The sequence below is a fragment of the Hydrocarboniphaga sp. genome (assembly GCF_965279055.1).
GTDB lineage: Bacteria > Pseudomonadota > Gammaproteobacteria > Nevskiales > Nevskiaceae > Hydrocarboniphaga.
The window spans coordinates 884,500-908,584 of the sequence record NZ_OZ257125.1; the positions used below are offsets into that span (position 1 = coordinate 884,500).

The 24,085-nt window shown below is 65.3% G+C and carries 21 protein-coding genes and 1 pseudogene; 9 read left to right on the forward strand and 13 right to left on the reverse strand.

Translation table 11 applies throughout. The annotated features are described in order from the left end of the window. Window positions 1–11: 11 nt before the first annotated feature. From ACQZF9_RS04100 to ACQZF9_RS04120, 5 genes are all read right to left on the reverse strand, one after another. Window positions 12–863 carry a type 1 glutamine amidotransferase domain-containing protein gene (locus ACQZF9_RS04100; RefSeq protein ID WP_428311995.1) on the reverse strand — a complete coding sequence of 284 codons (852 nt, stop codon included), beginning with the start codon at window positions 861–863 and terminating at the stop codon, window positions 12–14. Between the two features lie 10 nt (window positions 864–873). After that, window positions 874–1,077 (reverse strand): DUF4169 family protein, encoded by a 204-nt coding sequence (locus ACQZF9_RS04105; RefSeq protein ID WP_428311996.1) that lies wholly within the window; start codon window positions 1,075–1,077, stop codon window positions 874–876. Window positions 1,078–1,269: 192 nt separating this feature from the next. Continuing rightward, window positions 1,270–2,826, reverse strand: coding sequence for an amidase (locus ACQZF9_RS04110; protein WP_428311997.1), 1,557 nt, complete (start codon window positions 2,824–2,826; stop codon window positions 1,270–1,272). Further along, entirely contained in the window at window positions 2,811–3,047 is a 237-nt protein-coding gene (locus tag ACQZF9_RS04115; RefSeq protein WP_428311998.1) for a hypothetical protein, read from the reverse strand. Before ACQZF9_RS04115 ends, ACQZF9_RS04110 begins: the two co-directional genes overlap by 16 nt. Before the next feature lie 273 nt (window positions 3,048–3,320). After that, entirely contained in the window at window positions 3,321–4,730 is a 1,410-nt protein-coding gene (locus tag ACQZF9_RS04120) for a M20/M25/M40 family metallo-hydrolase (protein ID WP_428311999.1), read from the reverse strand. Between the two features lie 362 nt (window positions 4,731–5,092). Between ACQZF9_RS04120 and ACQZF9_RS04125 the strand changes: the two genes are divergently transcribed. Next, window positions 5,093–8,020, forward strand: a complete 2,928-nt coding sequence (locus ACQZF9_RS04125) for a TonB-dependent receptor domain-containing protein (RefSeq protein WP_428312000.1) — start codon at window positions 5,093–5,095, stop codon at window positions 8,018–8,020. Between the two features lie 255 nt (window positions 8,021–8,275). Here ACQZF9_RS04125 and ACQZF9_RS04130 read toward each other — a convergent pair. Beyond that, a pseudogene (locus ACQZF9_RS04130) lies at window positions 8,276–8,548 on the reverse strand (IS110 family transposase); the annotation flags it as partial. 147 nt (window positions 8,549–8,695) lie between these two features. Here ACQZF9_RS04130 and ACQZF9_RS04135 point away from each other — a divergent pair. The 3 genes from ACQZF9_RS04135 (at window position 8,696) to ACQZF9_RS04145 (ending at window position 11,056) form a co-directional block, all read left to right on the forward strand. Further along, on the forward strand, window positions 8,696–9,607 hold the full coding sequence (locus ACQZF9_RS04135; protein WP_428312001.1) for a hypothetical protein: 912 nt from the start codon (window positions 8,696–8,698) through the stop codon (window positions 9,605–9,607). 441 nt (window positions 9,608–10,048) lie between these two features. Next, a complete protein-coding gene (locus tag ACQZF9_RS04140) occupies window positions 10,049–10,510 on the forward strand; it encodes a VOC family protein (protein WP_428312002.1) in 462 nt (153 codons plus the stop codon). 126 nt (window positions 10,511–10,636) lie between these two features. Beyond that, window positions 10,637–11,056, forward strand: a complete 420-nt coding sequence (locus ACQZF9_RS04145; RefSeq protein ID WP_428312003.1) for a DUF1801 domain-containing protein — start codon at window positions 10,637–10,639, stop codon at window positions 11,054–11,056. Window positions 11,057–11,181: 125 nt separating this feature from the next. Here the strand turns inward: ACQZF9_RS04145 and ACQZF9_RS04150 are convergent, their stop codons facing one another. The 6 genes from ACQZF9_RS04150 to ACQZF9_RS04175 all read right to left on the reverse strand — a co-directional run bounded on the left by ACQZF9_RS04150 (window position 11,182) and on the right by ACQZF9_RS04175 (window position 15,257). Then, the gene (locus tag ACQZF9_RS04150) at window positions 11,182–11,385 is read right to left on the reverse strand and encodes an amino acid transport protein (RefSeq protein WP_428312004.1); all 204 of its coding nucleotides are present in this window, start codon (window positions 11,383–11,385) and stop codon (window positions 11,182–11,184) included. After that, entirely contained in the window at window positions 11,382–11,795 is a 414-nt protein-coding gene (locus ACQZF9_RS04155) for a GNAT family N-acetyltransferase (protein ID WP_428312005.1), read from the reverse strand. The genes ACQZF9_RS04150 and ACQZF9_RS04155 overlap by 4 nt, the downstream gene beginning before the upstream one ends. A gap of 41 nt (window positions 11,796–11,836) precedes the next feature. Then, the gene (locus ACQZF9_RS04160; protein ID WP_428312006.1) at window positions 11,837–12,097 is read right to left on the reverse strand and encodes a hypothetical protein; all 261 of its coding nucleotides are present in this window, start codon (window positions 12,095–12,097) and stop codon (window positions 11,837–11,839) included. A 125-nt stretch (window positions 12,098–12,222) separates the two neighbouring features. Continuing rightward, the gene (locus ACQZF9_RS04165; RefSeq protein ID WP_428312007.1) at window positions 12,223–13,899 is read right to left on the reverse strand and encodes a PQQ-binding-like beta-propeller repeat protein; all 1,677 of its coding nucleotides are present in this window, start codon (window positions 13,897–13,899) and stop codon (window positions 12,223–12,225) included. Between the two features lie 242 nt (window positions 13,900–14,141). Continuing rightward, a complete protein-coding gene (locus ACQZF9_RS04170; RefSeq protein WP_428312008.1) occupies window positions 14,142–14,627 on the reverse strand; it encodes a DUF3016 domain-containing protein in 486 nt (161 codons plus the stop codon). Window positions 14,628–14,657: 30 nt separating this feature from the next. Then, window positions 14,658–15,257, reverse strand: coding sequence for a TIGR00645 family protein (locus ACQZF9_RS04175; RefSeq protein WP_428312009.1), 600 nt, complete (start codon window positions 15,255–15,257; stop codon window positions 14,658–14,660). Window positions 15,258–15,354: 97 nt separating this feature from the next. Here ACQZF9_RS04175 and ACQZF9_RS04180 point away from each other — a divergent pair, with 97 nt between their 5' ends. The 5 genes from ACQZF9_RS04180 to ACQZF9_RS04200 all read left to right on the forward strand — a co-directional run bounded on the left by ACQZF9_RS04180 (window position 15,355) and on the right by ACQZF9_RS04200 (window position 22,917). Then, window positions 15,355–16,275, forward strand: a complete 921-nt coding sequence (locus ACQZF9_RS04180; RefSeq protein WP_428312010.1) for an alpha/beta hydrolase family protein — start codon at window positions 15,355–15,357, stop codon at window positions 16,273–16,275. A 211-nt stretch (window positions 16,276–16,486) separates the two neighbouring features. Beyond that, window positions 16,487–16,957, forward strand: coding sequence for a VOC family protein (locus ACQZF9_RS04185; RefSeq protein ID WP_428312011.1), 471 nt, complete (start codon window positions 16,487–16,489; stop codon window positions 16,955–16,957). 103 nt (window positions 16,958–17,060) lie between these two features. Continuing rightward, window positions 17,061–20,120, forward strand: a complete 3,060-nt coding sequence (locus ACQZF9_RS04190) for a PEP/pyruvate-binding domain-containing protein (protein WP_428312012.1) — start codon at window positions 17,061–17,063, stop codon at window positions 20,118–20,120. Window positions 20,121–20,281: 161 nt separating this feature from the next. Beyond that, window positions 20,282–21,610, forward strand: coding sequence for a hypothetical protein (locus ACQZF9_RS04195; RefSeq protein ID WP_428312013.1), 1,329 nt, complete (start codon window positions 20,282–20,284; stop codon window positions 21,608–21,610). Next, window positions 21,607–22,917, forward strand: coding sequence for an Npt1/Npt2 family nucleotide transporter (locus tag ACQZF9_RS04200; protein WP_428312014.1), 1,311 nt, complete (start codon window positions 21,607–21,609; stop codon window positions 22,915–22,917). Before ACQZF9_RS04195 ends, ACQZF9_RS04200 begins: the two co-directional genes overlap by 4 nt. Before the next feature lie 119 nt (window positions 22,918–23,036). On the opposite strand, the gene ACQZF9_RS04205 is transcribed toward ACQZF9_RS04200, so the two are convergent. Next, window positions 23,037–24,029: a serine hydrolase gene (locus tag ACQZF9_RS04205; protein ID WP_428312015.1), complete on the reverse strand. Its 993-nt coding sequence runs from the start codon at window positions 24,027–24,029 to the stop codon at window positions 23,037–23,039. Window positions 24,030–24,085: the final 56 nt, after the last annotated feature.

Genomic DNA, 24,085 nt, shown 5'->3' on the forward strand with positions numbered 1-24,085 from the left:
CGGTCGCTTGCCTAGCGCCGCGCCACCAGCTGCGAAAAGCGCGCGGCGAAGCTGTGCGCGTCGCCGGGCCAGCGTGCGGACACGTAAGTGCCGTCGATGACGACGAAAGCGGGGCGTCCGTCGACGTTCGAGTCGCGGAACAGGCCGCTGCTCTTGCGAAAGTCACCGGCCGGCGCGTCCTGGAAGTCGGCGGGCGAGGCCAGCGCGCGCGTCACTTCGGCCTGCACGCTGCGATAGCCGCGCGGCTCGCCGCGCGCTTCTGAATACGTGCGGTAATACGCCGCATTCCAGAAGCGGCCGAGAAAACGCATCAGCGACCAGGCCGAGGATTCCAGCTTCCAGGTCAGCGCCGTGGTGCGCTTGCCATGCAGCGCGGAGCGGCCGTCGGCGCGCCGGGCGCGCGCGGCGAGGACCACGCCGTGGCAGATCGCCGCGACCGGCTTGCCGCTGTCGAAAAAGGCGCCGACGAAGGCCTGCAGCCGCGTGTCTTCCAGGTACTCGCGCATGCCGCGCGACCAGTGGCCGCCGGGCAGCAGCAGGCCGTTGAAGTCGGCCACGGCAAGCGCGTCGTAGCGCAGCGGCGCGAGGAATTCGGCGTCGCGCTGCATCGCGCGATACGCACGGCGCGCATCGGCGTTGGCGCGCAGCACCAGGCCGAGCAGCTTGAATTTCTTCAGCAGCGGAATGAAGCCCCACAGGTCCAGGCCTTCGCCGGTCAGCATCAGGGGATCGGCCGACGCGGGTTTGCCATCCGGCGTCGCGAAGCGTACGCGATGGCCGTCCTGCACCAGGCGCTGCCACGACACCGCGGCTTCGCTGGGATCGAAGTCGCGCGAGGGCAGCGGCATGATCACGGTCTTCATCGCAGCGTCGTCATTGCGGCTCGTTCGGATCGTCCGGATCGCGATCGCGTTTGAGCTGGTCGAGCTTGCGCTGTGCATCGAGGGCCTGCGCGGCTTCGAGCGCTTTTTGTTCCTTGGTGCGGCCAAAGCGCACGCGATTCTCCGCGGCCTGCGCCTCGGCGTTGCGCTTGTCGCGCTGCTTGCGCGCCTTGTTGAAGTTGATCAGGTCGGCCATGGGGGGAGTTTAAATGGCCGGCTTGGTGTGGATACAACCAAGTTCCGTTCGTCCCGAGTAGCCGCTGTAGCGGCGTATCGAGGGGCGCGGACGATCCGCTCCCTCGATACGCGCCTCCGGCGCTACTCGGGACGAACGGGGTTTGGTGGAGGCCTTCGACGAAAAGACGGCGGGTCACGACCCGCCGTGGCCCTACGGAGATAGCAGTGGCGCCGGAAACGGCCCGCGCGCCTGCTCGAACACCGCGGCGATACGGATCAGCACCGGCTCGCTCCAGGCGCTGCCGATCAGCGACAGGCCGATCGGCAGGCCCTGCACGAAACCCGCCGGCAGCGTGATGTGCGGGTAGCCGGCGATGGCGGCCGACTGCGCGGCGCCGCCCAGGCCCAGATCACCGAGCACCGGATCGATCAGCCACGCCGGGCCCTTGGTCGGCGCGACCAGCGCGTCGAGCTTGTGCGCGCGCAGCAGCGCATCGATGCCGTCGCGGCCGGCGGCGCGCAGCGAACGCGCGCGGGCCTCGCGATACGCGGCCTCGTCGCGGCTGCTGTGTGCCTGCGCCTGCACGAACAGGTCCTGGCCGAACAGCGGCAGCTCCTGCGTGCTCATGGTGTGGTTGAACGCGATCAGGGTCTGCAGCGTTTTCGGGCCGCCGCGGCGCGTCGCCAGGTAAGGGCCGATGCCGCTGCCGAATTCGTACAGCAGCACCGTCAGTTCGTCGGCGGCGATCGAAGGATCGCGCGGCAGTGTGAGTGGATCGAGCAGCTGCGCGCCGCGTGCTTTGAGCGTGGCCAGCGCGGTTTCCAGTACCGCGTCGACGCCGTCGTGATAGCCGCTCAGGTTGCGCGCGACGCCGATGCGCAGCCCTTGCAGATCGCCGCCGGCGGCGGGCATCCGCAGCTGCGCGATGAAGCCGGCCGGGATCGCCGGTGCAGCGCGATCGGCCGCATCGCTCGCTGCCATCGCGCGCAGCAGCTCGACCGCGTCGCCGACGCTGCGCGCCATCGGTCCGGCGGTGTCCTGGCTGAAGGCGATCGGCACGATGCCGCGGCGGCTGATCAGGCCCAGCGTCGGCTTGATGCCGACGACGCCGTTGACGCTGCCCGGGCAGACGATCGAGCCGTCGGTCTCGGTGCCGACCGCGAGCGCGGCGAAGCCGGCCGCCATCGCCACCGCCGAACCCGAGCTGGAGCCGCAGTGGCTGCGGTCCTGCGCATAGGCATTGCGCGTCTGGCCGCCGCGCGCGCTCCAGCCGCTGATCGACCGACGGGAGCGGAAGTTGGCCCATTCGCTCATGTTGGTCTTGCCGAGCAGCACCGCGCCGGCGTCGCGCAGCCGCTGCACCAGCGCCGCGTCGGCGCCGGCGCGCGAGCCGGCCAGCGCCAGCGAGCCGGCCGTGGTCAGCATGCGGTCGGCGGTATCGATGTTGTCCTTCAGCAACACCGGAATGCCGTGCAGCGGACCGCGTGAGCCTTTTGCGGCGCGCTCGGCGTCGAGTGCATCGGCGATCGCGTCGGCCTCGGGATTGATCTCGATCACCGCGTGCAGGTTCGGCCCGCGGCGGTCGTACTGCGCGATACGCGCGAGGTAGTAGTCGGTCAGCGCGCACGAGCTCAGCTGATGGTTTTCCATCGCCGCCTGCAGCTCGGCGACGCTCATCGTCTCGTAGGCCGGCGTCGCCGCGAATGCGCTGGCGCCGACGAGCAGCGACGCGCCGCACAGCAGCGCGCGCATCAGGACGCGCGGCACGGCGGCCCCGGAATCAGCGGCAGGCCGAGTGCCGCGCGCAGCGCAACGTTCGCGCGCTGCTTCAGGGCCGCGTCGGCGTCGAAGCGCTGCAGCCAGTCGAACAGCTCGGCGATGTCGAAGCGCGTGCTGCGTGCGGCCTCGCAGGCCGCATCCAGGGCGCTGCGTGGTTCGTCCTCGTCCAGGTAACGCGCCAGCGCATCGGTGATCGGTGTCGGCAGCATGCTTAGGAACCTCTGATTAAGTCCTGCACGTCCGCGCGGTGACCGAAAAGGGTGCAGTGCAAGGATCGACTGACGCCGTGTACTTGACGTACACAAGGAAGGAGAGACGCCGCAATGCCCCCTTTTCGGCCACCGCCCTTCGGGTTGCCCCGGAAAAGCCGCCATGCGGCGTTGCGGCCTGCTTGCTTGGAATCACCAAGCCGCGCAGCCCGCGCCTTGCCTGGCGGCTTTTCCGGGGCAACGCGGGCGCGTAGGACTTAATCAGAGGTTCCCTTACTTCTGGCTGCCGTAGATTTTGACCACCTCGTAAAGAAAACGCCGGCCGTCCATCAGCGACTTCACGCGGATGCGCTCGTTGAGTCCGTGCATGTGGCTGCCTTCGGCGTCGTGAAACATGCCGGACAGGCCGTACGTCGGAATGCCGGCCGCATTCAGAAAGCGGCCGTCGGTGGCGCCGGTCGACATCGACGGCACGATGGTGACGCCGGGCCAGATCGTCGCCGCGACCTTGTGCACCGGCTGCAGCATTTGCGGTGTCAGCGGCGGTGCCGGGCCGATCACGACCGGCTCGGGCGAAGGCCTGACCGTGATGCCGTCGTCGGCCAGCACCGTGACCAGCGTCTGCTGCACGTCGGCGACGGCCACGCCCGGCAGGATGCGGCAATTGACGTTGGCGGTGGCGCGCTGCGGCAGCGCGTTGGGCGCGTGGCCGCCGGAGAGTTGCGTCGCCACGCAGGTGGTGCGCAGCATGCTGTTCCACATCGGGTTGGCGGCCCACAGCCGCGCCTGCGCGGCCGCGTCCGGCGGGTCTTTCAGCACCGCCTGCATGTCGGCGGCGATGTCCGGCGCGACCAGCTTCGACTGCGCCTGGAAATAACCGCGTGTCGCATCGTTCAGCGCCAAGGGAAACTGGTAGGCCGCGAGCCGCGACAGGCCGGCGGCGAGGCGGTAGATCGCGTTGTCGCCCGGCGCCGGACGCGAGCTGTGGCCGCCGCCACTGGTGGTTTCCAGCGTGAAGTCTTCATAGACTTTTTCACCGGCCTGGATCTGCAATGCCACCGGCTTGCCGGCGGCGTCGAGCTCGCCGCTGGCCCCTTCGTTGAGCGCGAACGCGGCACGCAGCGCGTCCGGCTTGTTCTCCAGCAACCAGCGCACGCTGTTGAACTGCTCGCTGGTTTCTTCGCCACAGGTCAGTGCGAGCTTGATGTCGCGGCGCGGCTGGTAGCCCTGTTGCTTGAACCGGATCATCGCGTCGGTGAATACCGCGGCCATCGCCTTGTCGTCGCTGGCGCCGCGCGCGTAGAACCAGCCGTTCTCCTCGACCAGCTTGAACGGATCGCGCTGCCAGTCTTCACGCCTGGCCTCGACCACGTCGATATGCGCGAGCAGCAGCACGGCCTTCAGCTTCGGCGAGCTGCCGTGCAGGGTCGCGATCAGCGCCTGCTCGCGCGGGTGGTCGGCCGGGCCGAGCAGCTGCAGATCGCTCGCGGCGAAGCCGGCCGCCGACAGGCGCGCCGACATCGCCTTGGCCGCCGCCGTGCAATCGCCGACCGACAGCGTGGTGTTGATCTCGATCAGCTCGCGATACAGCTCGCGGAACGCCGCCTCGCCGTCGCCCTGGGCGCCAGCGGCGCTGCTCAGCAACGTCAAAGCCGCTGCCGCGATGAACCTTGCCCGGTTCATGTAGGCACTCCCTCCCCCGCGTGCGGGGGAGGGTTGGGGTGGGGGCAAGCCGTCGCGGCGCTGCGCCCTCCGCCCGCCGCCCATCCCGGCCTTCCCCCGCAAGCGGGGCAAGGAGAAAAGCAGGAGCATGCGACGCGGGTTCATTGTGTGTTCCTCGGGCAGGGTCTTCGACGGTAGACCCGTCGCGATATCGTAGGCAAAAGTGATTCCGCAGTGATCCGCCGGCGAAGTGCAAGAGGAAAAATCCTGCACGGCAGTGGGCAGCCGTGCTATGGAAGGCGGGGCGCTGCGGTATGAAACTTGATGAAGCGGCTCTGGGCAGCGCCGGGGGCGGCATGCACAAAAATGACAAGGGAGTTCACATGCATAAGAACAGCAGCAGGAAGCGCGCGTTCGCGTCGCGCTTGATCGGCAGCGCAGCGCTGGCATCGTCGCTGGGCTGGACGGCCAGCGCTACGGCGCAGGACGCGGCCCCGAGCAGCGAAGCGACGGAGATCGAAACCATCGTCGTCACCGGCTCACATATCCGCAAGGCCGAGGCCGAAGGCGCCGCGCCGGTGCAGGTGCTGACGCGCGAAGACATCGAGAACAGCGGCGTCAGCAGCATCGGCGAAGTGCTGTCGCAGCTGTCGGTCAGCGGCTCGGCACTGAACGCCAAGTTCAATTCGGCCGGCAACTTCGGCTTTCCGGCCGACGGCGGCGGTGTCGGCTCGGGCTCGGCCACGGTCGCGCTGCGCCAGCTCAGCGCCAAGCGCACCCTGGTGCTGGTCGACGGCCTGCGTTGGGTCAACGAATCGTCGGCGTCGGGCGTGTCGGCCGCGGTTGACATCAACACCATCCCGATGAGCATCGTCGACCACATCGAAATCCTGACCGACGGCGCCTCCGCCGTTTACGGCTCGGATGCGATCGGTGGCGTGGTCAACATCATCACCAAGAAGAAGCAGGAGGGCATTGCCTTCAACGTCTACGGCGGCGACTACGGCACCGGCGACGGCAAGACCAAGACCGCCGACGTGTCCTTCGGTGGCAGCGGCGACAAGTTCGACTACTTCGTCAACCTCAGCTACTTCGACCAGAACGGCATCAGCTCCAACGACTGGGTGCAGTCGCGCTTTCCGGTGCCGGGCACCGGCGTTGCCTTCGGCAGCTCCGCGATCCCGACCACGCGCACCGTGTTCACGCCGACCGATCCGGCGCAGACCTACAACGGCCTGTGCCCGGTCGACGCGGATTCCGGCGTCGCTACCTGCAACATCACCGCCAATGGCAACGCCGGTGCCAACGGCGTGCAGAGCTTCCCTGACGGCTTCCATCAGTTCACGGGCGCCGACCGCTTCAACTTCGCGCAGTACAACCTGCTGCTGACGCCATCGACGCGCAAGGCGATCTTCGCGCAGAGCAGCTACCAGCTGCTCGATCATGTGAAGTTCTCGGTCAAGGGCCTGTACCAGAATCGCGAATCGATCAACCAGGCCGCGGCCGAGCCGATCTTCATCGGTGCCGGCGCCGGCACCGGCGGGCTTGCCGACACGGTCGGCGTCGACGTGACCAACCCGTTCAACCCCTTCGGCGTCACGCTGGATTCCAGCAACCTCGCGTTCGCCGCGATGCGCCCGCTGGCCGGCGGCCCGCGCGTGTTTTCGCAGAACGTCGACACGCTGTACCTGACCGGCGGCCTGCAGGGTGACTTCGACGCGTTCGGCAAGAACTACAACTGGGACGCGCACTACATCGACAGCACCAACCGCGCCCAGCAGTACGTGACCGGCACCTACAACATCGCGCACATCCAGCGCGCACTCGGCCCGGTGGCCAACTGCGACGGCACGGTGGCGACCGGCAACTGCGTGCCGCTGAATTTCTTCGGCGGCCCGGCCGGCCTGACGCCGGCGATGCTGAACTACATCCAGTTCACCGAGAACGATCGCAGCGAACAGACGCTGCACTCGCTGTCGGCGAACGTGTCCGGCCCGATCGTCACGCTGCCGGCGGGCGATTTGAGCTTTGCCGCCGGTTACGAGTCGCGCCGCCTGCATGGCGAATACTCGCCGGATTCGGTGGTCACCGCCGGTGAAACCAACGGCGTGCCGTCGCAGCCCACCGCCGGCGGTTACACCGTCGACGAAGGCTATATCGAGCTGTCGGTGCCGCTGCTCGCCAGCATGCCGGCGGTGTATTCGCTGGAGTTCGACTTTGCGTCGCGCTACTCGGATTACGACACTTTCGGCGACACCACCAACAACAAGTACGGCCTGCGCTACCAGCCGATCAAGGATCTGACCTTGCGCGGCACCTACGCGGAAGGCTTCCGCGCGCCCACGGTCGGCGAGCTGTTCGCGTCCAGCAGCCGCTTCGACGCGACCATCGAAGATCCCTGCTCCGGTGCGAGCGACGCGCAGACCATCGCCAACTGCCAGACGCTCGGCGTGCCAGGTGGTTTTGAACAGGCCAACACGCAGATTTCGGTGCAGACCGGTGGCAACAACCAGCTCAAGCCCGAGACCTCGGAGAGCACCACCTTCGGTTTCGTCTACAGCCCGTTCTGGGCCGAGAGCCTGCCGTTCACCAAGCGCGTCGATGTGGAACTGACCTACTTCAAGATCAAGCTCGACGACGCGATCAGCGCACTGGACGCGCAGACCCAGCTCGACCGCTGCGTCGACACGCTCGACGACGCCTTCTGCGCCGGCATCACCCGCGGCAGCACCGGCGACATCAACGGCTTCAGCAACAAGCTGCTGAATGTCGGCACGATCGACGTCAAGGGCTTCGACCTGACCTTGAGCTGGTTCAGCCCGGAAAGCGCGTTCGGCAAGTTCGGCCTGAACTTCAACGGCACCTACATGCAGGAATACAAGTCGGTGTCCAAGGCCACCGGTCTGGAGGAGCCGCGCAAGGTGGGCGTGGAAGTCACCGACAGCGGCATTCCGCGCATTCGCGGCAACCTGCGTGCGAGCTACGAAATCAGCCGTTTCAACGCCGCCTGGACGATGCGCTACATCAGCTCGCTGAAGGAAGAGTGCAACGCCGACATCCTCGACGGCTTCTCGCAGCTGTGCTCGGACCCGGACAAGGCAACCAACCGCCTCGGCGCCGTGGTCTACAACGATGCGCGCGTGTCCTACAAGCTGCCGGTCAAGGCCGACGCGACCGTCGCGGCCGGCGTCAACAACGTCTTCGACAAGGACCCGCCCGCCTGCCTGAGCTGCTCGCTCAACGGCTACGACGCCTCGCTGTACGACCTGCCGGGCACTTACGGCTACGTGCAGGCCTCGGTCCGCTATTGAGTTGGTAGTGTGTTGAAAGAGCCGCCCGATCGCAGGATCGGGCGGCTTTTTTGTTCCTCTCTCCCGCGTGCGGGAGAGAGTCCCCGCGTAGCGGGGGAGAGAGGGGCTTTCCGAAAATCGGCTCCGATACTCCGAGTCTGCGCGCCGACTTACTCCAGTGCACCGCCGGCCCAAGAAGACTCGAAGTGGCATCGATTTGATACCTCGCGGCAAAAAAAAGGATCGGCGCCGGTACGCAAAATATCGACGCCGATACAGATCGCCGTCGCGCAGCGACTTGCCCCGCTTCTCGGCATCACGCCGATCAGCCTTCACCCGATCACCGGCTTTCTTGGCGATCAGCGACGGAGCACAGACGTGGCAGGTGAAGCCGGCCCGGCTCAGCTGGCGCTGCAGACCGTAGCCGCAGGGCCCGGCTTCGTAGACGAACACCACACTCGATGCCTCGCCAAAGCCGACCGAATAAGCCGCCACGATCGACTCTTTATGGACGTCCAATCCCACAAAACCGGTGTTATCGTTTGCCATGCTGACCTCCGCGTAAGGAAACCGATCCATGAGCGCAGTCCTGTCTCGCTCCTGCGGCTCTGGCGTCAAGCTAACCCGCGCTACGGCCTTTGCGGAGGTCAGCACCTCTGACGGCGGTAGTCATACTGTCTGGGCGTAGGCGAGTATATGAGTAGTCTTTTCCTGTTCGGCGCGGGTGCAAGTTTCGGCAGTGGACCCTGCCAACCGACTACACCGCCGCTCGGCAGTGCCCTCTTTGACGAGCTGCGAAATAGTGGTGGAGTGGCCGCGCGGGTAAGCGATGATCTCGCCGCCCTTTTTAGGTGTGACTTCGAAGCGGGTATGGATCGCTTCTGGCTCGAACATAACCCATGGACGTCGGAACTCTTACGTGACATGGCTCGCTTTTTTGCAGTATTTGAGCCCGAAGAAGGAAATCTCTACATGGAGGTCATAGCTGCACTGGGAGGAACGCGAAAGAAGGCAGTATTTGCCACAACCAACTATGATTTATTGATAGAACACGCAATTGTTCGTTCAGGTTTTTTGATCACATACGGCGGGCTGCCGGTCTCTCCAAAAAATATTCCGGTCCTCAAAATTCATGGCTCCTGCAACTTCCTTCCCGATATGGGGACAGGGGGAATCAAGGGAATCTCCTTCGACTTAAGTTTTGCAGGAGCTGGCGCCGGAATTCTTGATGCCCCAATTCGAGCGGCACGTTCAGCTGATGAAATACAGCATTTCTGCGCGACTCAGGATGCAATTGCACCTGCCCTGGCAATGTACCACTCAAAAAAGCGGGTGCTGTATTCGTCTGCATTTGTGAAAGCGCAGCAAGATCTGTTTTTGGCTTCAATAAAGTCGGCGTCTCGAATTTATCTGATCGGCCTTCGCGTTCATGCCATTGACGAACATATATGGCAGCCACTGGGACAGGCAAAGTCACCATTGTTTTATGTTGGCCGCGAGCCAGTAGAATTCAGAAACTGGGCAAAGGATAATAGTCGCAAGAACGCTTTTGTGATTGCCCACTCTTTTGCGGAAGCTTTGCCAATAATTTCATTGCACCACGGATAATTTCGAAAAAATTCCCAATCCATCATTCTAGCGGACAGTCTCTGGCGGCCGCTGAATTCAAACGTTGGGCTTAGAAAAGACATGCATTTCGGAACCAACGACGAGTACCCGGCGGAAGAGCCTTCACTCGTGCGCATTGAGATGCGGCGCCGTGTGAGAAGAAGGTTGCATATCAGCCTCTCGCTCCAAGCAACAACCATCGCTGTTGCCGTGGCAAACACAATTTTATTCGGCTTCAGTCAGCGGTCAGTTATGGCAGCGCTATACGCTGCTTTCCTCACTGCCCTTGCTGTGTGTTACTTCACTGAGTGCGCCGACAAAGGCGCTCTAGGCGGTGGCTTCGCCGCGCCTGAGCTTTAGCGTTGAATCTAAAGCAACGACGCCTAGAACAATCATCGGCTTCGAGTCGAATAGCATGTAGCTCACAGAGGAGACATTCCCATGAACAAAGTGACGCCTTTCCTCATGTTCAACGACCAACTCGAAGCGGCGATCGAGTTTTACACCGCGACGTTTCCGGGCTCCGAAGTACGCAACGTCTCCCGCACGGGTAAAGACGGTCCCATCAGCTCTGCCGAGTTCGTCGTCGGGGGTCAAGCCTTCATGGGCTACAACGGTGGGCCGTACTTCAGCTTCTCCGAGGGGGTCTCGCTCTACGTGGACTGCGTGGATCAGCATGAAGTGGATGAATACTGGGACAAGCTCTTGCGCGCAGGAGCGAAGCCCACGGCATGCGGTTGGATCAAGGACCCCTTCGGTCTCTCCTGGCAGATTGTCCCCAGACGATTCACCGAGCTGATCCGGGACAGCGACCCGGGGAAGGTAAAGGCTGTGATGGAGGCCATGATGACGATGGTGAAGCTCGACGTGGCTGAGCTCGAAAGAGCTTATAACCAGGCGTAGTTGTCCGTTGAGCAAGCTTCGGGCTCAGCAGAAACCAGGGGCCGCGGTGCTCGTGAGTTTCCTCGACAGGGCGACACGGATGTGCCGCATGATGGGTGTGAAACGGGACTTTTAAGGCGCGCAACCGTGGCCGATATCCGACTCTTCCCGCTCGAAGATGCCAAGAGGAACAACGCCGACGTCGATCGCTGGCTTGCAAGGCAAACAGGCGAGCTGCAGATCATTGCGCGCCGTTGGTGCAACGAGCTGCGCCGAGCGGGGCCGGACATACTCGACCTGCTACACGACGGCCACCCAACCGCCTGCGTCGGCGACCTGGCCTTCGCCTATGTGAACGCCTTCACCGAGCATGTAAACGTCGGCTTCTATCTTGGCGCCAGCTTGGAGGATCCATCCAAGCTTCTGCAGGGCTCGGGACGTTTCATGCGGCATGTGAAGCTTCGGCCGGGCCAAGCTCTCGACGACAACGCCCTGGTGCAACTGATCAAGGCCGCTTACGAGGATATGAAGGCCAGGCATCTGTCCCGGAATAAGCCGTACCCTTAGCCAGCTTTCGCGCCACGGCCCCGCTCTCGCCTGACGGCAACAGCGGCATCGGTCCAAATCGCGGTTCCGTTGGGCCGTCCACTCATCCCTTGCGTTCCGGCGAGTCCCGCCGCTGAAGCCCTTGGTCAAAGCCGGATGAAGTAGGGCGCCACCGTCAGCGCCGCACCGATCGCGACCAGCAGCGGCGTATTGGTGATGAAGTAGGGATACGCCATCAGCAGCAGGCCGCTGATCAGCGGCACGATCTGGCCCTGCTTCTTGCCGTACAGAAAAAACCCGAGGCCGATCGAGCTGAACAGCAGGCCCCACAAGAGGTTCGCGGTGTTCACGCGGGCAACTGCAGGGTCTTGCCGAAGCACACGGCTTCACTGCGACCGACATAGCGGCCGTAGTTGTCGATCAGCTGATAACCGCGCGCCTGGTAGAACGCCACGGCCTGCGTGTTGACGCGCCGTGTCTCCAGCCATAGCGCGGCGTAGCCTAGCCCGACCACGCGGCTTTCGATCTGCGTCAGCAGTGCGCTGCCGACGCCGCGCGTGCCCGGCCGCGCGTACATGCGCTTTACTTCGCCGACGCCATCCTGCAACGGCCGCAAGGCGGCGCAGCCGACGGCGCGGCCCTGCGCTTCGCGTGCGATCAGGAAGCAGGCGCGGGCGCCGCGCACGTCGTTGGGGTCGAACGAGGCTTTGCCGTCGGCGCCGCTGATTTCAGCCAGGCGCGCGGATAGCGCCTCGAGCAACTCGCCGGCTTCGGCGCTGCCGGGATCTTCGGCGCTGATGCTTAGGGCTTGCAGCGCAGCACCTGGCCGTCGACGCCGCGGTCGGTCTTGCTCAGCACCAGGAAGCTGTCGCCGGAGCGGCCGGCCTGGTCCAGCGCCGATTGCAGCGCGGCATCGGGCTGGCCGTCGACTTTCAAAAATTTGACGAACTTGCAGTTGGCCTTCTGCTCGTGAGTGATCAGTGCGGCGGGCCCGGCGGCGTTGGCGACGGCGCTGCTGCCGAGCATCAGCAGGCTCGCTAGGGAAAAGGCGAAGTAACGCATTGGGGTTTTCGTGAGGTTGAGCGAGGTGCTGCGACGTTAGCCTGTTTTCTTGCCGGCGGGTATGGCGGTCGTGTCCCTCGATACGCCCCGCGAGCGGGGCTACTCGGGACGAACGGGGGCAGATATCAGCCACCCGGCAGCCGAAACACCAGCAGCGCATTGCCCGGGCCGGCCTGCATCGCGCCGGCCTTGCCGAAGGTGTCGTAGCCGGAGTTCACCAGCACGTCGTTGCCGGCCACGATCGCGCCGACCGAGTCGATGGTGCCGCCGTTGCCGCTGTTGCCGGCTTTGTCGGTATAGGGCTGCGCGGTGTCGTAGCGCCACAGCTGCGCGCCATCGCGGCTGCGTAGCGCGTAGACCACGCCGTCGAGCGAGCTGGCGAAGACCACGTCGTTGGTCACCGACAGGGCCGCCGAAAAGATCGAAGCGTAGCTCGCGCCCTCGTACTGGTGTGTCGGGTGCACCTGCCACAGCACGGCGCCGGTCGCCAGATCCAGCGCGTAGACGCCGGGATGCGCATCGCCTTCGGGCGGCGGCGTTGGGTTGACCAGCAGGCGGTTCAGATTGAACTTGCTGGTCTTGTTGAGGCTGACGTCGCTGATCGCGACGTAGACGCGCGTGCCGTCGACCGCCATGCCCCAGTGCACGCCGCCGAGATTGCCGCCGCGGCCGAGCTTGCGTTGCCAGTTCAGCGCGCCGGTGTCCGGATCCAGCGAATAGATCACGCCGTTTTTGGCGCCGGCGATGACCGCGTCCTTGGCGCCGCTGCGTTTGGCGAGAATCGGCGGCGCGCCGAAATCGAAATCCTTGCCGGCGGGCTCGACGCAGTCGCCGCGCAGCGGCGGGCGCAGTTCGCAGCCGGCGTTCCAGGCGTCGCCTGCGGTGGACTGGAACACCCATTTGCTGCGGCCGCTGTCGAGGTCCAGCGCGACGATCGCATCGGAGTTGTCGGTGGCCGGCGGCGTCAGGTTCTGACCGGTGCCGATGTAGATAGTGCGCCGCGCGGTGTCGACCGCCGGCGTGCCCCACAGGCTCATGCCGTTGGGCGCCATCTTGCGCGAGGACGGCTGATACGTCGCTTTGGCGGCTGTCTCGTAAGTCCAGATCGAGTCGCCGGTGTAGGGGTCGATCGCCTGCAGCTGGCCGTGGCTGGTGCAGCAGATTTTCAGCAGCTGGAAGATCGTGTTCAGCACTTCCTTGCTGGCCACCGGCACCAGCAGCTTGCCGTCGACGAACTGCGCGCCGCCGGTGATCGAGCTGTTTTCCGTATCCATGCCGACGAAGCGCGACCAGGCAAGCTGGCCACTGACCGCATCGACCGCGTAATAGTGGCCGAAGGCGTCGCCGGCCAGCACCAGCGCCGGCTTGTGTGCGTCGGCATTCAGCAGATAGATCGACGAGGAGCGCAGCGCGTTTTTACGCAAGCTCAGGCCGACCCGCTTCGGTACCGAATACGACCAGTACTGGCAGCTTTCGAGGCGATCGATCGCCACCAGATCGACGCCGGCCGACAGGAAGATCGCCTGATCGGTGACCGCCGGTGCGCCGCGCTTCTCGGTGCTGCCGCTGGCGATATGGCTCAACGCCAGCTTCAGCGTGGCGACGTTGCCGGCGTTGATGCCCGAGGCGGTGTTGCGCGTGTTCGCCAGGTTCTGCGCGAAACCGTTGCTGCGGACCGGCGAGTTGCGATCGATCGTATCGCTGCAGGTGGCGGCGCGGGCCAGCGACGGCAGGCCGGCGAGCGTCAGCAACAGCAGCAGGCAGGACATCACGCGCGCTACGTGGCGGCGTTGCGTTTTCATCTACTTCTCCCGGACGGCCCATCCTTGAGCCTGTCGGGATTCTCGCTCAGCGGGCTGCTGCGGGCAAAAGCGCGGCTTGCACCGCGACGATGTCCAGAGCCAGCGGTTACGACCCGACTGCGTTCGTCCCGAGTAGCGGGCTTGCCCGCGTATCGAGGGAGCCGGCCGCGCTCCGGTCCCTCGATACGCCTCGCAGGCGAGGCTACTCGGGACGAACGGAGTTGGCTTATATCGGCATGGGATCAGGGTTTGTCGGTACTCAAAAAGCGCTTGTCGAACCAGGTCTGCAGCAGGCGCTTGTCGAAGAACAGGCGGTCGCCGTTGTCGCTGCGCACGCTGAGCTGGTAGTTCATGTCGGCAATCGAGTCTTCGCCTTCGCTGATCGTCTTGTCGCCCTCGCTGAGCCGGAACTGCAGCCTGGCACTGGGCCAGGTGATGCTGCGCAGGTAGCGGATGTCTTCGCTGCCGGGCTGGCTGTGCCAGGGCTCGTACTGGCCGGCGAGGTCGAGCGCGGTGAAGGTGATGCTCAGGCTCTGGCTGGCCGGCAGCTTCTCGCCGAGCTTCTGCAGGTACTCGGTCAGGGTCTTGAAGTTGCGATCGCGCTCGCGGCCGCGGTTGCCCGGGTCGACCATCTTGTCCGGGTCCTTGAACTCGACCTTGACCTCGGCGGCCTGCGCGGCCAGCGGCAGCAGCATGGCGAGGGCCAGCAGCAAGGTGGATCGTTTCATCGCGCGACTCCGGGTGTGTATGCCCTCAGATCAGCTGGCGGAGTGATCGTTCCGTGCCTGGCCGACCGAGGCGTTCATCAGCCTGTCGGTGTAGGCGATGCCGATCGCCGAAATGATGAAGGCCAGGTGGATGATGGTCTGCCACATCACCGAGGTCTGCGTAAACGTGGTGCAGGCGACGCCGGCTTCGACGCTGGCGCACACCGGCAACGCGCCCAAGGTGCCGGCGGCGATGAAGGTCTTCAGCAGGTGGATCGAGGAGATGCCGATGATCGCCATCGCCAGCTTGACCTTGAGCACGCTGGCGTTGACGTGGCTGAGCCATTCCGGCTGGTCCGGATGATCTTCCAGGTTGAGCCGCGACACGAAGGTCTCGTAGCCGCCGACGATGACCATGATCAGCAGGTTGCTGATCATCACCACGTCGATCAGGCCGAGCACGATCAGCATCACGTCCTGCTCGTTGAAGCTGAACGCGCCGTGCAGCAAGTGCCACAGCTCCTTGCCGAACAGCACCACGTAGACGCACTGCGCCAGGATCAGACCCAGGTACAGCGGCAGCTGCAGCCAGCGGGACGAGAAGATCAACGCGGCCAGCGGCGTCATTGCGGAAGGTTTCTGGATCGACATGGGAAGGCGCTTGGGGCAGGGATACGGATTTTAGCGGGTTGGGCATGACGGTGGTTCGGGGGATCGCCCACCCGGGCGGCCCATGCCAGACTAGCCCATGAAAAAAGTCTCGCTGCCGCTGATCTGCGCGCTGCTGTCGTCGCTGCTGTTGACGCCCCCGGCGCGCGCGTTCGAGCTCGACGAAGCCAGCGGCTCGATGGACGAAGTCGGCATTCCCAGCGGCGGCGTCAAGCTCAATGGGCTGATCTATCTGGCCGCCGGCAGGCAGCCGCATCCGGTGGTGGTGTTCCTGCACGGCTATCCCGGCAACGAGCGCAATCTCGACACCGCGCAGGACGTGCGCCGCGCCGGTTACGACGCGCTGTACTTCGACTACCGCGGCTCCTGGGGCACCGGCGGCACGTTCTCGTTCCGGCACGGGTTGGAGGACGTCGACGCGGTGATCGCCTGGCTGCAGACGCCGGCGGTCGCGGCGAAATATCACATCGACCCGAAGCGCATCATCCTCGTCGGCCACAGCTTCGGCGGCTGGCTGGCGCTGATGTCGGCTGCGCATCTGCCGGACAGCGTCTGCATCTCGGCGATGGCCGCGTGGAACGTCGGCTGGGCCGCGCAACGCTTCGACGACTATCCGAAAGAGCGCGAAGAAACCCTGGCGTATTTCCACGAAACCACCGACGGCGATTCCGGGCCGATCGACGCCAAACCCGACGATCTGATCGCCGAGATGGTCGAGCACGCCGCGCCCTGGGATTACCTGCAGCAGGCGGCGGCGCTGAAATCGCACGCATTGCTGCTGGTCGGCGCCACCGACGACTCGCCCGACGAGGATGCGGTCATGAGCAGGACCCTGGCCAAGGCGGTGAAGCAAGCCGGCGGCCATCGCGTGCATTCGCTGACCTATGAAGACGACCATCCGTTCTCCGGCCACCGCGACGCGCTGTCGGCGGCGCTGCTGAAATGGCTGAAGACCGACTGCGCGGCGCAGCAGAAGCCGCTGCCGGCGTCGAAGCGTTGATGCGGTCTGCGCTGCGTCCCTCGATACGCCCGCAAAAGCGGGCTACTCGGGACGAACGGAGTGTAGTTATGACTCGATGTGTGCACGGAACCCCGTTCGTCCCGAGTAGCCGCTTGCGGCGTATCGAGGGACCGGACCGCAAGCTCCACTCCGAGCGCATCGCGCGCCGCCGGGTTACCCTGCCAGTGTTCCTGCACGACGGAGCCAAACGATGACCCGGCGCATCCCCGACGGTTACCACAGCCTGACGCCGTATCTCGTCGTCAGCGACGCGCCCGCCGCGATCGCGTTCTACACCGAGGTGTTCGGTGCGATCGAGCGCCTGCGTTTCGCCGAACCCGGCGGCAAGATCGGCCACGCCGAGCTGCAGCTCGGCGACAGCGTGCTGATGATTGCCGACGAATATCCCGACATGGGGATCGTCGGCCCGGCCACAATCGGCGGCACGCCGGTATCGCTGATGCTGTACGTCGGCGACGTCGATGCGAGCACGGCTGCGGCGGTGGCCAAGGGCGCGACACTGCTGCGCGAGCCGGCCGACCAGTTTCACGGCGATCGCAGCGCGACCTTGCTCGATCCATTCGGCCATCGCTGGAATCTGGCGACGCACAAGGTCGAGGTGTCCAAGGCGGAAATGCAGCGGCGCTGGCAGCAGATGGTCGGCGGCAGCGGCGAGAGTTAAGTACGGATTAATCGCGCAAGCCCAGATTGCGTTCATCAGGTTGCATCAAACAGGCAGCGGGCTCGCAGGGGCTGGTCAGCGATCTCGCGCACAGGAGCGATTCATGCGGTCAGGGGACTGGCTCACCGGGGCGATGCTGGCTCTGGTCGGCGCCGTTGCAGCAACTCAGACACTGGCGGCTCCGGCCGCCGCGACACCCGCCGCCAAGTCGGTCGCAGCACCGACGTCGCCCGCCAGCGGCAAGCCGCCGCCCAAGATTCCGCCGCCGGCGACGCCTGCCGCGCAGCACATCGATCCGACGTTCAACACCGACACCGGACGCGCCTGGATCGCGGCGATGAAGAACTCGGCGATCGGGCCTTTCAGCCGCATCCGCTATTTCTGTTCCGACGGCCAGATTCTCGAGCCGAAAGCCTTCATCTGCGAGCCTTTCGGCGGCGGCTATCAGCACGGCGAGTGGAATGCGCAGACGCTGAAGCTGCGCGCCGCCGGTTTTCCGATCGCCAACCTGCTGGTGACGGTGGCGCCCGAGCAGGTCACCGGGCCGGACGCCGATCCGGATCTGCTGTCGATCCTGGTCATCGAGCGCTTCCTGATTTCCTATGACGACGGCTGGATCTATCGCAAGGCACAGTTCTATCGCGGCGCGATCCAGGATCACAACGAGAAAGAAGCAGCACGCTCGCTGCTGGCGGCGATCACCGCCCAGCCAAGCAATGGTCAGGACTTGCCGTACCTGCAACTTCGTGAAGCCGCGCGCTCGTTCCCGCATGGCGCCGACACGCCGAGCCTGAGCAAGGTGCGCAGCCTGGCGGTGGTGCTAGACGACAAGGATCACGCCTTTCATCCGCTGCGCTCGCGCATCCACAACTCGCCCGAGGCCGCGGACGCGGCGCGCGTGCGCGCCTATGCGATGAGCAGCACCGCCAGGCCCGAGTTGAAAGCCGGCTACCAGGAACTGGTCGACGCGATCGACGCGGCCTACCAGCCGGCGCCGCTGTCGCTGGCGCTGTCGCGTCTCAAGCGTTATTTCCGCGACGAGAAAGCCCAGGACGCCTTGCAGGATCTGGTGAAAGCGCAGACCGCGGCCGAGGCGGCGGATGCGACGATCGACGCGCGCCTGAAGTCGTCGGCCGACGTGCTGGTGTGGCTGCGCGACACCGGCTACGCGGCGATCGCGCGCAATGCGAGAGTCGCGGTGCTCGACGCCAGCCTCGACGCCGAGCAGGCTTTCATGGTCGCGGCCTCGCAGGCGTTGCCGACGATGCCGCAGTTGTCGCGCGAGCAGCGCCTCGCCTGGCTGGCGCCGACACAACGCGCGCTCTACGGCATGGGCCTGCTGACGGCACGCGAATCCGAATCGCTGACCGCGAGCCTGGAATCGCTGTCCGGCAGCGTCAAGCTCACCGAATACCGCAGCGGTCTGGAATTTCTGGAACGCGCTTCGGCCTGGTGCGGCAATCGCTTGAACTACACCTACGGCAATGGCCTGGATCGGCTGCGGCCGATCGAGCCGCTGGTCGAGGCATTCGCACCGGATCGCCTGCGCGCCAGCCCGCTGCTGTTCTATTCCGGCGTGCTGCAAAGCCTGCGCGTCGACGCCGACCAGGTCTCCGGCGTCAGCCAGCAGATGTTCGGCGAGAACGCCGGCGGCGGCTTGCGCAGGCTCAATCCGGGCATCGCGCGCGGCGTGCTGCGCACCTCGCTGAAAGACGCCGGCGCCGGTAGCGAGCCGGCGATTTTTCTGGTGCCGGAAACCACGTCCGATCTTCCCGCCGCGGCCGGCATCCTGACCGAAGCCGAAGGCAACCCGGTGTCGCACGTGCAGCTGCTGGCGCGCAATCTCGGTATTCCGAACGTGGTGGTGTCGCGCGAGCTGATGCCGAAGCTGGCGCCGTACAACGGCAAAAAGATCGTCGTCGCCGCGAGCAGTGGCGGCCTGGTCGAGATCGCCGAAGACGGCGCCAAATGGGATCAGGTGCTGGGGCAGGGCGCGCAGAAACCCAGCGTGGTGATCGTGCCGGACCTGGTGAAATTGAACCTGCTGCGCGCGGATTTCGTCTCCACCGCGAACCTGCGTGCCAGCGATTCCGGCCGCATCTGCGGGCCGAAAGCCGCGCATGTCGGCGAGCTGACGCATCGCTTTCCGGACAATGTCTCGCCGGGTCTCGCCGTGACCTTCGGCATTTATCGCGAGCTGCTCAACGAGCCGGTCAAGGCCGGCGGCCCGGCGATGTTCGAGTGGATGAAGCAGCAATACGCCGAGATCGCGGTGCGTCGTCGTCTCGACCCCTCCCAGCATGCGCAACGCGTCAACGACTTTCTCGACTTCACCCGCGGCTGGATCGCCAGGCAGCCGTTGCCGCCGGCGCTGATGGACCGCATGCGCGGCGCGATGCTGGCGCGCTTCGGCATGGAAGGCACTTACGGCGTGTTCGTGCGCAGCGACACCAACATCGAGGATCTGCCGGGATTCACCGGCGCCGGCCTCAACCTGACGATCCCGAATCTGGTCGGCTTCGACAACACCGTGAAGGCACTGCGCCAGGTCTGGGCGTCGCCCTTCACCGAACGCGCCTACGGCTGGCGCCAGGACCTGATGGACCAGCCCGAGCACGTCTACGTGTCGGTGCTGCTGCATCAGTCGGTGCGCAACGAAAAATCCGGCGTGATGATCACCGCCGACGTCGACACCGGCAAGCAGGACACGCTGACGGTGGCGACCAGTCTCGGCGTCGGCGGCGGCGTCGACGGTGAAGCTTCCGAAGCACTGCATATCGACACCGACAGCGGCAAGGCCAGGCTTCTGGCCTCGGCCACCGCACGCGAGGAACGCGTGCTGCCGGTGACCGGCGGCGCCAGGATGATCGCCGCCGCCGCGCCCGACGCGGTGCTGAGCCAGGACGAGATCGACAAGCTCGCCGAATTTGCGAAACGTCTGCCCAAGGAATACGTCGAGCTGCACGACGACGAAGGCCATGCGACGCCGGCGGACATCGAATTCGGCTTCGTCAAGGGCAGGCTGATGCTGCAGCAGATCCGCCCGTTCCTGCAGAACCGCTCGGCCAGCCGCCAGACCTATCTGCAGAAAATGGACGCGCAGCTGCGCAAGAACGATTCGACCAAGGTCGATCTGGATGACAAGCCCGAGGTGGGATCGTGAAAAGCGAAGCCTGTGATTGTTCCCCTCTCCCGCGTGCGGGAGAGGGTCCCGCGCAGCGGGGGGAGAGGGCGTTTGCCGCTGCCACAGGCCCTCTCCCGGCCCTGCGGGCCACCCTCTCCCGCACGCGGGAGAGGGGACGGCTCGTGCTCGGTGCCGCGCTATTGAGCGCCAGCACACTCGCCCAGGCCTACCCCTACGACGGCTACGACTACACCGGCATCCGCCGCCTCGATTACATCGCGCAGGTGCATGACGACAAGGTCCCCGGACGCAAGCTGCAGCCCGGCCAGTATCTGACGATGGAGCAGGTGTTCCCGCGCTGGAACGGCAGTGACGGCAAGGCGCTGCCGCTGGCCGATGCCGAGTTGCAGGCCAAGCTCGACAAGCTGCTCGCCGGCAGCGGCTATGCGACCTATAGCGTCGCGCTGCTGGATCTGAGCGACGTCACCCATCCGCTGTACGCAACGCATAACGCCAGCGACAAGGTCAACGTCGGCAGCGTCGGCAAGGTGCTCGTCGCGCTGGCGCTGATGCAGACGCTCGCGGATCTGTATCCGGACGATATCGCCGCGCGTGAGCGCATTCTGAAAACCACGCAGGTCACCGCCGACGTCTACAGCCAGTACGACCATCACACGGTCACGTTCTGGGACCCGGTCACCAAGGTCCGCAAGGGCCGCCAGATCAGGGCCGGCGATCAGGGCTCGCTGTGGGAATACCTGGACTGGATGCTGTCGGCGAGCAGCAATTCCGCGGCCGGCATGGTGCAGAAGGAGCTGATCGCGCTGAAGCACTTCGGCACCGCGTATCCGCCGCCGCCGGACCAGTACGAGGCCTTCTTCAAGCAGTCGCCGAAAGTGCTCGGCGACATCTATCTGCAGGTGATGAACGACGCCGCGGTGCGCAACGGCTTCGATCCCGAGCAGTTCCGCCAGGGCAGCCTGTTCACGCGCGGCGGCAAGACCAAGGTCAACGGCACCAGCAGTTATGCGACCAGTGAGCAGCTGGTGCGTTATCTGTACCGGCTCGAAGCCGGGACCCTGGTCGATGCCTTCAGCAGCCGCGAGATCAAGCGCCTGCTGTACATGACGCAGCGGCGCATCCGCTACGCCTCGCATCCGGTGCTCAACGACGACGCGGTGTTCTTCAAGTCCGGCTCGTTCTACCAGTGCCTGCCCGGCAACAGCTGCGGCCAGTACAAGGGCACCAAGACCAATCGCCTGGCGTCGGTGGCGATCATCGAGTCGCCGGAGATGACGCCGCTGAACGTGCCGCGGCTGCGTTACCTGGTCGCGGTGACCTCCAACGTACTCGGCGTCAACTCCGCGGTCGCGCATCAGTCGCTGGCGCTGAAGATTCACCGGCTGATCGAAGAGACGCATCCGGCGCCGGAGCAGCCGCCGCTGCCGGCCGACAACGCCTTCCCGACGGTGCCGGTCGACGATCCGGATGATCCGGCGAAGAAGGGCAACCAGAGCGACCCGCAATGAACCCGATGCCGCACCCGCGCACGTTCTGGACCGGCAGCACCGCGCTGCGCTCGCTGCTGCTGTTCCTGAATTTCTTTCTGATCCTGCTCGCGTACTACCTGGTCAAACCCGCGAGCCGCTCGCTGTTTTTGAGCCATAGCAGCAGCGACATTTTGCCGTGGGTGTGGACGGCCAGCGGCCTGCTGCTGCTGGCACTGGTGCCGGGTTATCAGAAACTGCTGCTGCGCTACGGGCGCATGCGCGTGGTGCTCGGCAGCTGCGTCGGCACCGCGGTGCTGCTGCTGATTTTCCGTGGCCTGTTCCATTACGCGAACGCACCGATCGCGATCGGTTTCTACATCCTGGTCGACATTTTCAGCGTGGTGCTGGTCGAGCAGTTCTGGAGCCTGACCAACAGCGTCTACGACAGCCGCGAAGGCAAGCGCTGGTACGGGCTGATCGCCAGTGGCGGCCTGGTCGGCGGCATCGCCGGTGGCCTGGCGGCGAGCTGGCTGGTCAAACACACACCGCTGAAGACCGAAGACCTGATCAGTGTCGCCGCGGTGCTGGTGCTGGCGATGATGGCGCTGACCGGGCGCCTGGCGCGCGCCGGCGTGTATCGCGAGCGCGAAGTGTCGGGTGCGCCGGTCAAGCTGGAGGAACCGAGCATCGACTTCGGCGTGGTGCTGAAAAGCATACGTTCGAACCGCTTCGTCGCGCTGATCGCGCTGCTGGTGCTGTTCTCGCAAATCTGCGAGCCGATCGTCGAATACCAGTTCATCCATCACGTCGAGGCAAGCTATGCCGACAGCGAGGCGCGCACGGTATTCCTGTCGCAGTTCCTGAGCCTGCAGAGCGCGGTCGCGCTGGCGGTGAACCTGTTGCTGACGCCGCTGATCCATCGCTACGGCGGCGTCATCGCCGGCCTGCTGATGCAGCCGCTGCTGCTCGGCGTGTCGGCGATGGCCTACCTGTTCCAGACCGATCTGCGCAGCGCCTCGATCATGAAGATCAGCGATCGCGGCCTGTCGTATTCGGTCAATCGAGCGTCGCGCGAGCTGCTCTACGTCGGCGCCGATGCCAACACGATCTTCAAGGTCAAGGCCTGGATCGACATGGTCGGCTATCGCGTGTTCAAGATCGCCGGCAACGTCGCGATCCTGCTGATCGTGCAGTGGACCGCGTACCAGCAGAGCGAGACCGCGCTGTCGGCGGTGGTGGTGATGCTCTGCGTCGGCTGGATCGGCTGCGTGGTGACCTTGCGCAGGCTCGGCGGCAAGGCCGGCAAGGCGCCGAAAGGCTCGGCAATGCAGGGTGCGGCAGCTTAGGCTTGATTCCCTCCCCCGTGTGCGGGGGGGGCTAGGGTGGGGGCACGACGTCGCGGCGCAGCTCTTTAGCGATTCGCCCCCATCCCGGCGTTCCCCCGCACGCGGGGGAAGGAGACAAGCTACAGCGCCGGCTGCGTCACCGAGGCGACGCTGCGCGTCAGGCCGTTGGCGAACACCGCGTCGTCCAGCCCACCGATCAGCGACTTCAGCCATTCGCCGCCGCGCGCGTCGTCGGACAGCGCCACCGCGATGTAGCGGCGGCCGTCGTGCTCGACGATCGCGCTGTCGGCGTGGAAGTTGCGCCAGGTGCCGCTCTTGCGGAACAGCTTGGCGTCGGGATAGCGGTTCTCCAGCCCGGCGACGAACTTGTGATGGATCGCCGGCGAACCCATGATCTCCTTCATCTGCGCGCTGGCCTGAGGCGACACCAGCTGGCCGGTTTCGAGCAGGTAGTAGAAGCGTGCGACCTGGAACGTGGTGGCGCCATGCGACAGGTTGTGCAGCGGATCGCGGTGCGTGGCCATACCGGTGGCGTAGGGCTTGCCGACCCAGAGACCGCCGTTCATCGCGCTGTCGTACAGCCGGTAGCGGCTGGACTGCAGCACCGAGGCCAGATATTCGGTGCCGACTTTCTGCAGCATCGACGATGCGGCGACGTTCGAGGATTCGCGGATCATCCGCTTGGCCTCTTCGATCTGGTCGGCGTCCATGACCAGCTTGCCGGCGGCGGCTTTCTCGAACGCGCCGAGCAGGATCGCGATTTTCGGCAGGCTCGCCGCGTAGAACATCTGATTGCTGTTGACCTGCGCGATGCTCGGCACCAGCGGGTCGGTGATGTCGACCAGCGACACCGCGAGGTGGCCGTTGCGAACCGCGCCCTGCAGCTGCAGCTTGCTCAGGCACAGCTCCAGCGAATTCTGCAGCGGACGGCTGACGACGGGCTTGAGGTCCAGCGACATCCGCGATTCCACGCCGGGCGCGCCGTAGCTGGCGGGCAGCGTGCGGCCGGTGTCGTTGGAGGCGGCGAAAGACAGCGACGAGGCGAACAGCGTCGTGCCGAGGGCAAGGCAACGGCCGAGAAACACGGCGCCGTCGTGACTCTTGGAAGTCATCACGATTATTCAATTCCAGTTTGTAGCGGACCTATCGCGGGTCCGGCCTTGTCTAG

Bases quoted from the DNA above. Each gene is read 5' to 3' on its own strand.
- ACQZF9_RS04180 (WP_428312010.1), top strand. From the start codon at position 15,355: ATGAAAAAAGTCTCGCTGCCGCTGATCTGCGCGCTGCTGTCGTCGCTG.
- ACQZF9_RS04100 (WP_428311995.1), bottom strand. From the start codon at position 863: ATGAAGACCGTGATCATGCCGCTGCCCTCGCGCGACTTCGATCCCAGC.
- ACQZF9_RS04190 (WP_428312012.1), top strand. From the start codon at position 17,061: ATGCGGTCAGGGGACTGGCTCACCGGGGCGATGCTGGCTCTGGTCGGC.
- ACQZF9_RS04135 (WP_428312001.1), top strand. From the start codon at position 8,696: ATGAGTAGTCTTTTCCTGTTCGGCGCGGGTGCAAGTTTCGGCAGTGGA.
- ACQZF9_RS04105 (WP_428311996.1), bottom strand. From the start codon at position 1,077: ATGGCCGACCTGATCAACTTCAACAAGGCGCGCAAGCAGCGCGACAAG.
- ACQZF9_RS04160 (WP_428312006.1), bottom strand. From the start codon at position 12,097: ATGCGTTACTTCGCCTTTTCCCTAGCGAGCCTGCTGATGCTCGGCAGC.
- ACQZF9_RS04120 (WP_428311999.1), bottom strand. From the start codon at position 4,730: ATGAACCGGGCAAGGTTCATCGCGGCAGCGGCTTTGACGTTGCTGAGC.
- ACQZF9_RS04200 (WP_428312014.1), top strand. From the start codon at position 21,607: ATGAACCCGATGCCGCACCCGCGCACGTTCTGGACCGGCAGCACCGCG.
- ACQZF9_RS04170 (WP_428312008.1), bottom strand. From the start codon at position 14,627: ATGAAACGATCCACCTTGCTGCTGGCCCTCGCCATGCTGCTGCCGCTG.
- ACQZF9_RS04185 (WP_428312011.1), top strand. From the start codon at position 16,487: ATGACCCGGCGCATCCCCGACGGTTACCACAGCCTGACGCCGTATCTC.
- ACQZF9_RS04165 (WP_428312007.1), bottom strand. From the start codon at position 13,899: ATGAAAACGCAACGCCGCCACGTAGCGCGCGTGATGTCCTGCCTGCTG.
- ACQZF9_RS04175 (WP_428312009.1), bottom strand. From the start codon at position 15,257: ATGTCGATCCAGAAACCTTCCGCAATGACGCCGCTGGCCGCGTTGATC.
- ACQZF9_RS04140 (WP_428312002.1), top strand. From the start codon at position 10,049: ATGAACAAAGTGACGCCTTTCCTCATGTTCAACGACCAACTCGAAGCG.
- ACQZF9_RS04205 (WP_428312015.1), bottom strand. From the start codon at position 24,029: ATGACTTCCAAGAGTCACGACGGCGCCGTGTTTCTCGGCCGTTGCCTT.
- ACQZF9_RS04115 (WP_428311998.1), bottom strand. From the start codon at position 3,047: ATGCTGCCGACACCGATCACCGATGCGCTGGCGCGTTACCTGGACGAG.
- ACQZF9_RS04125 (WP_428312000.1), top strand. From the start codon at position 5,093: ATGCATAAGAACAGCAGCAGGAAGCGCGCGTTCGCGTCGCGCTTGATC.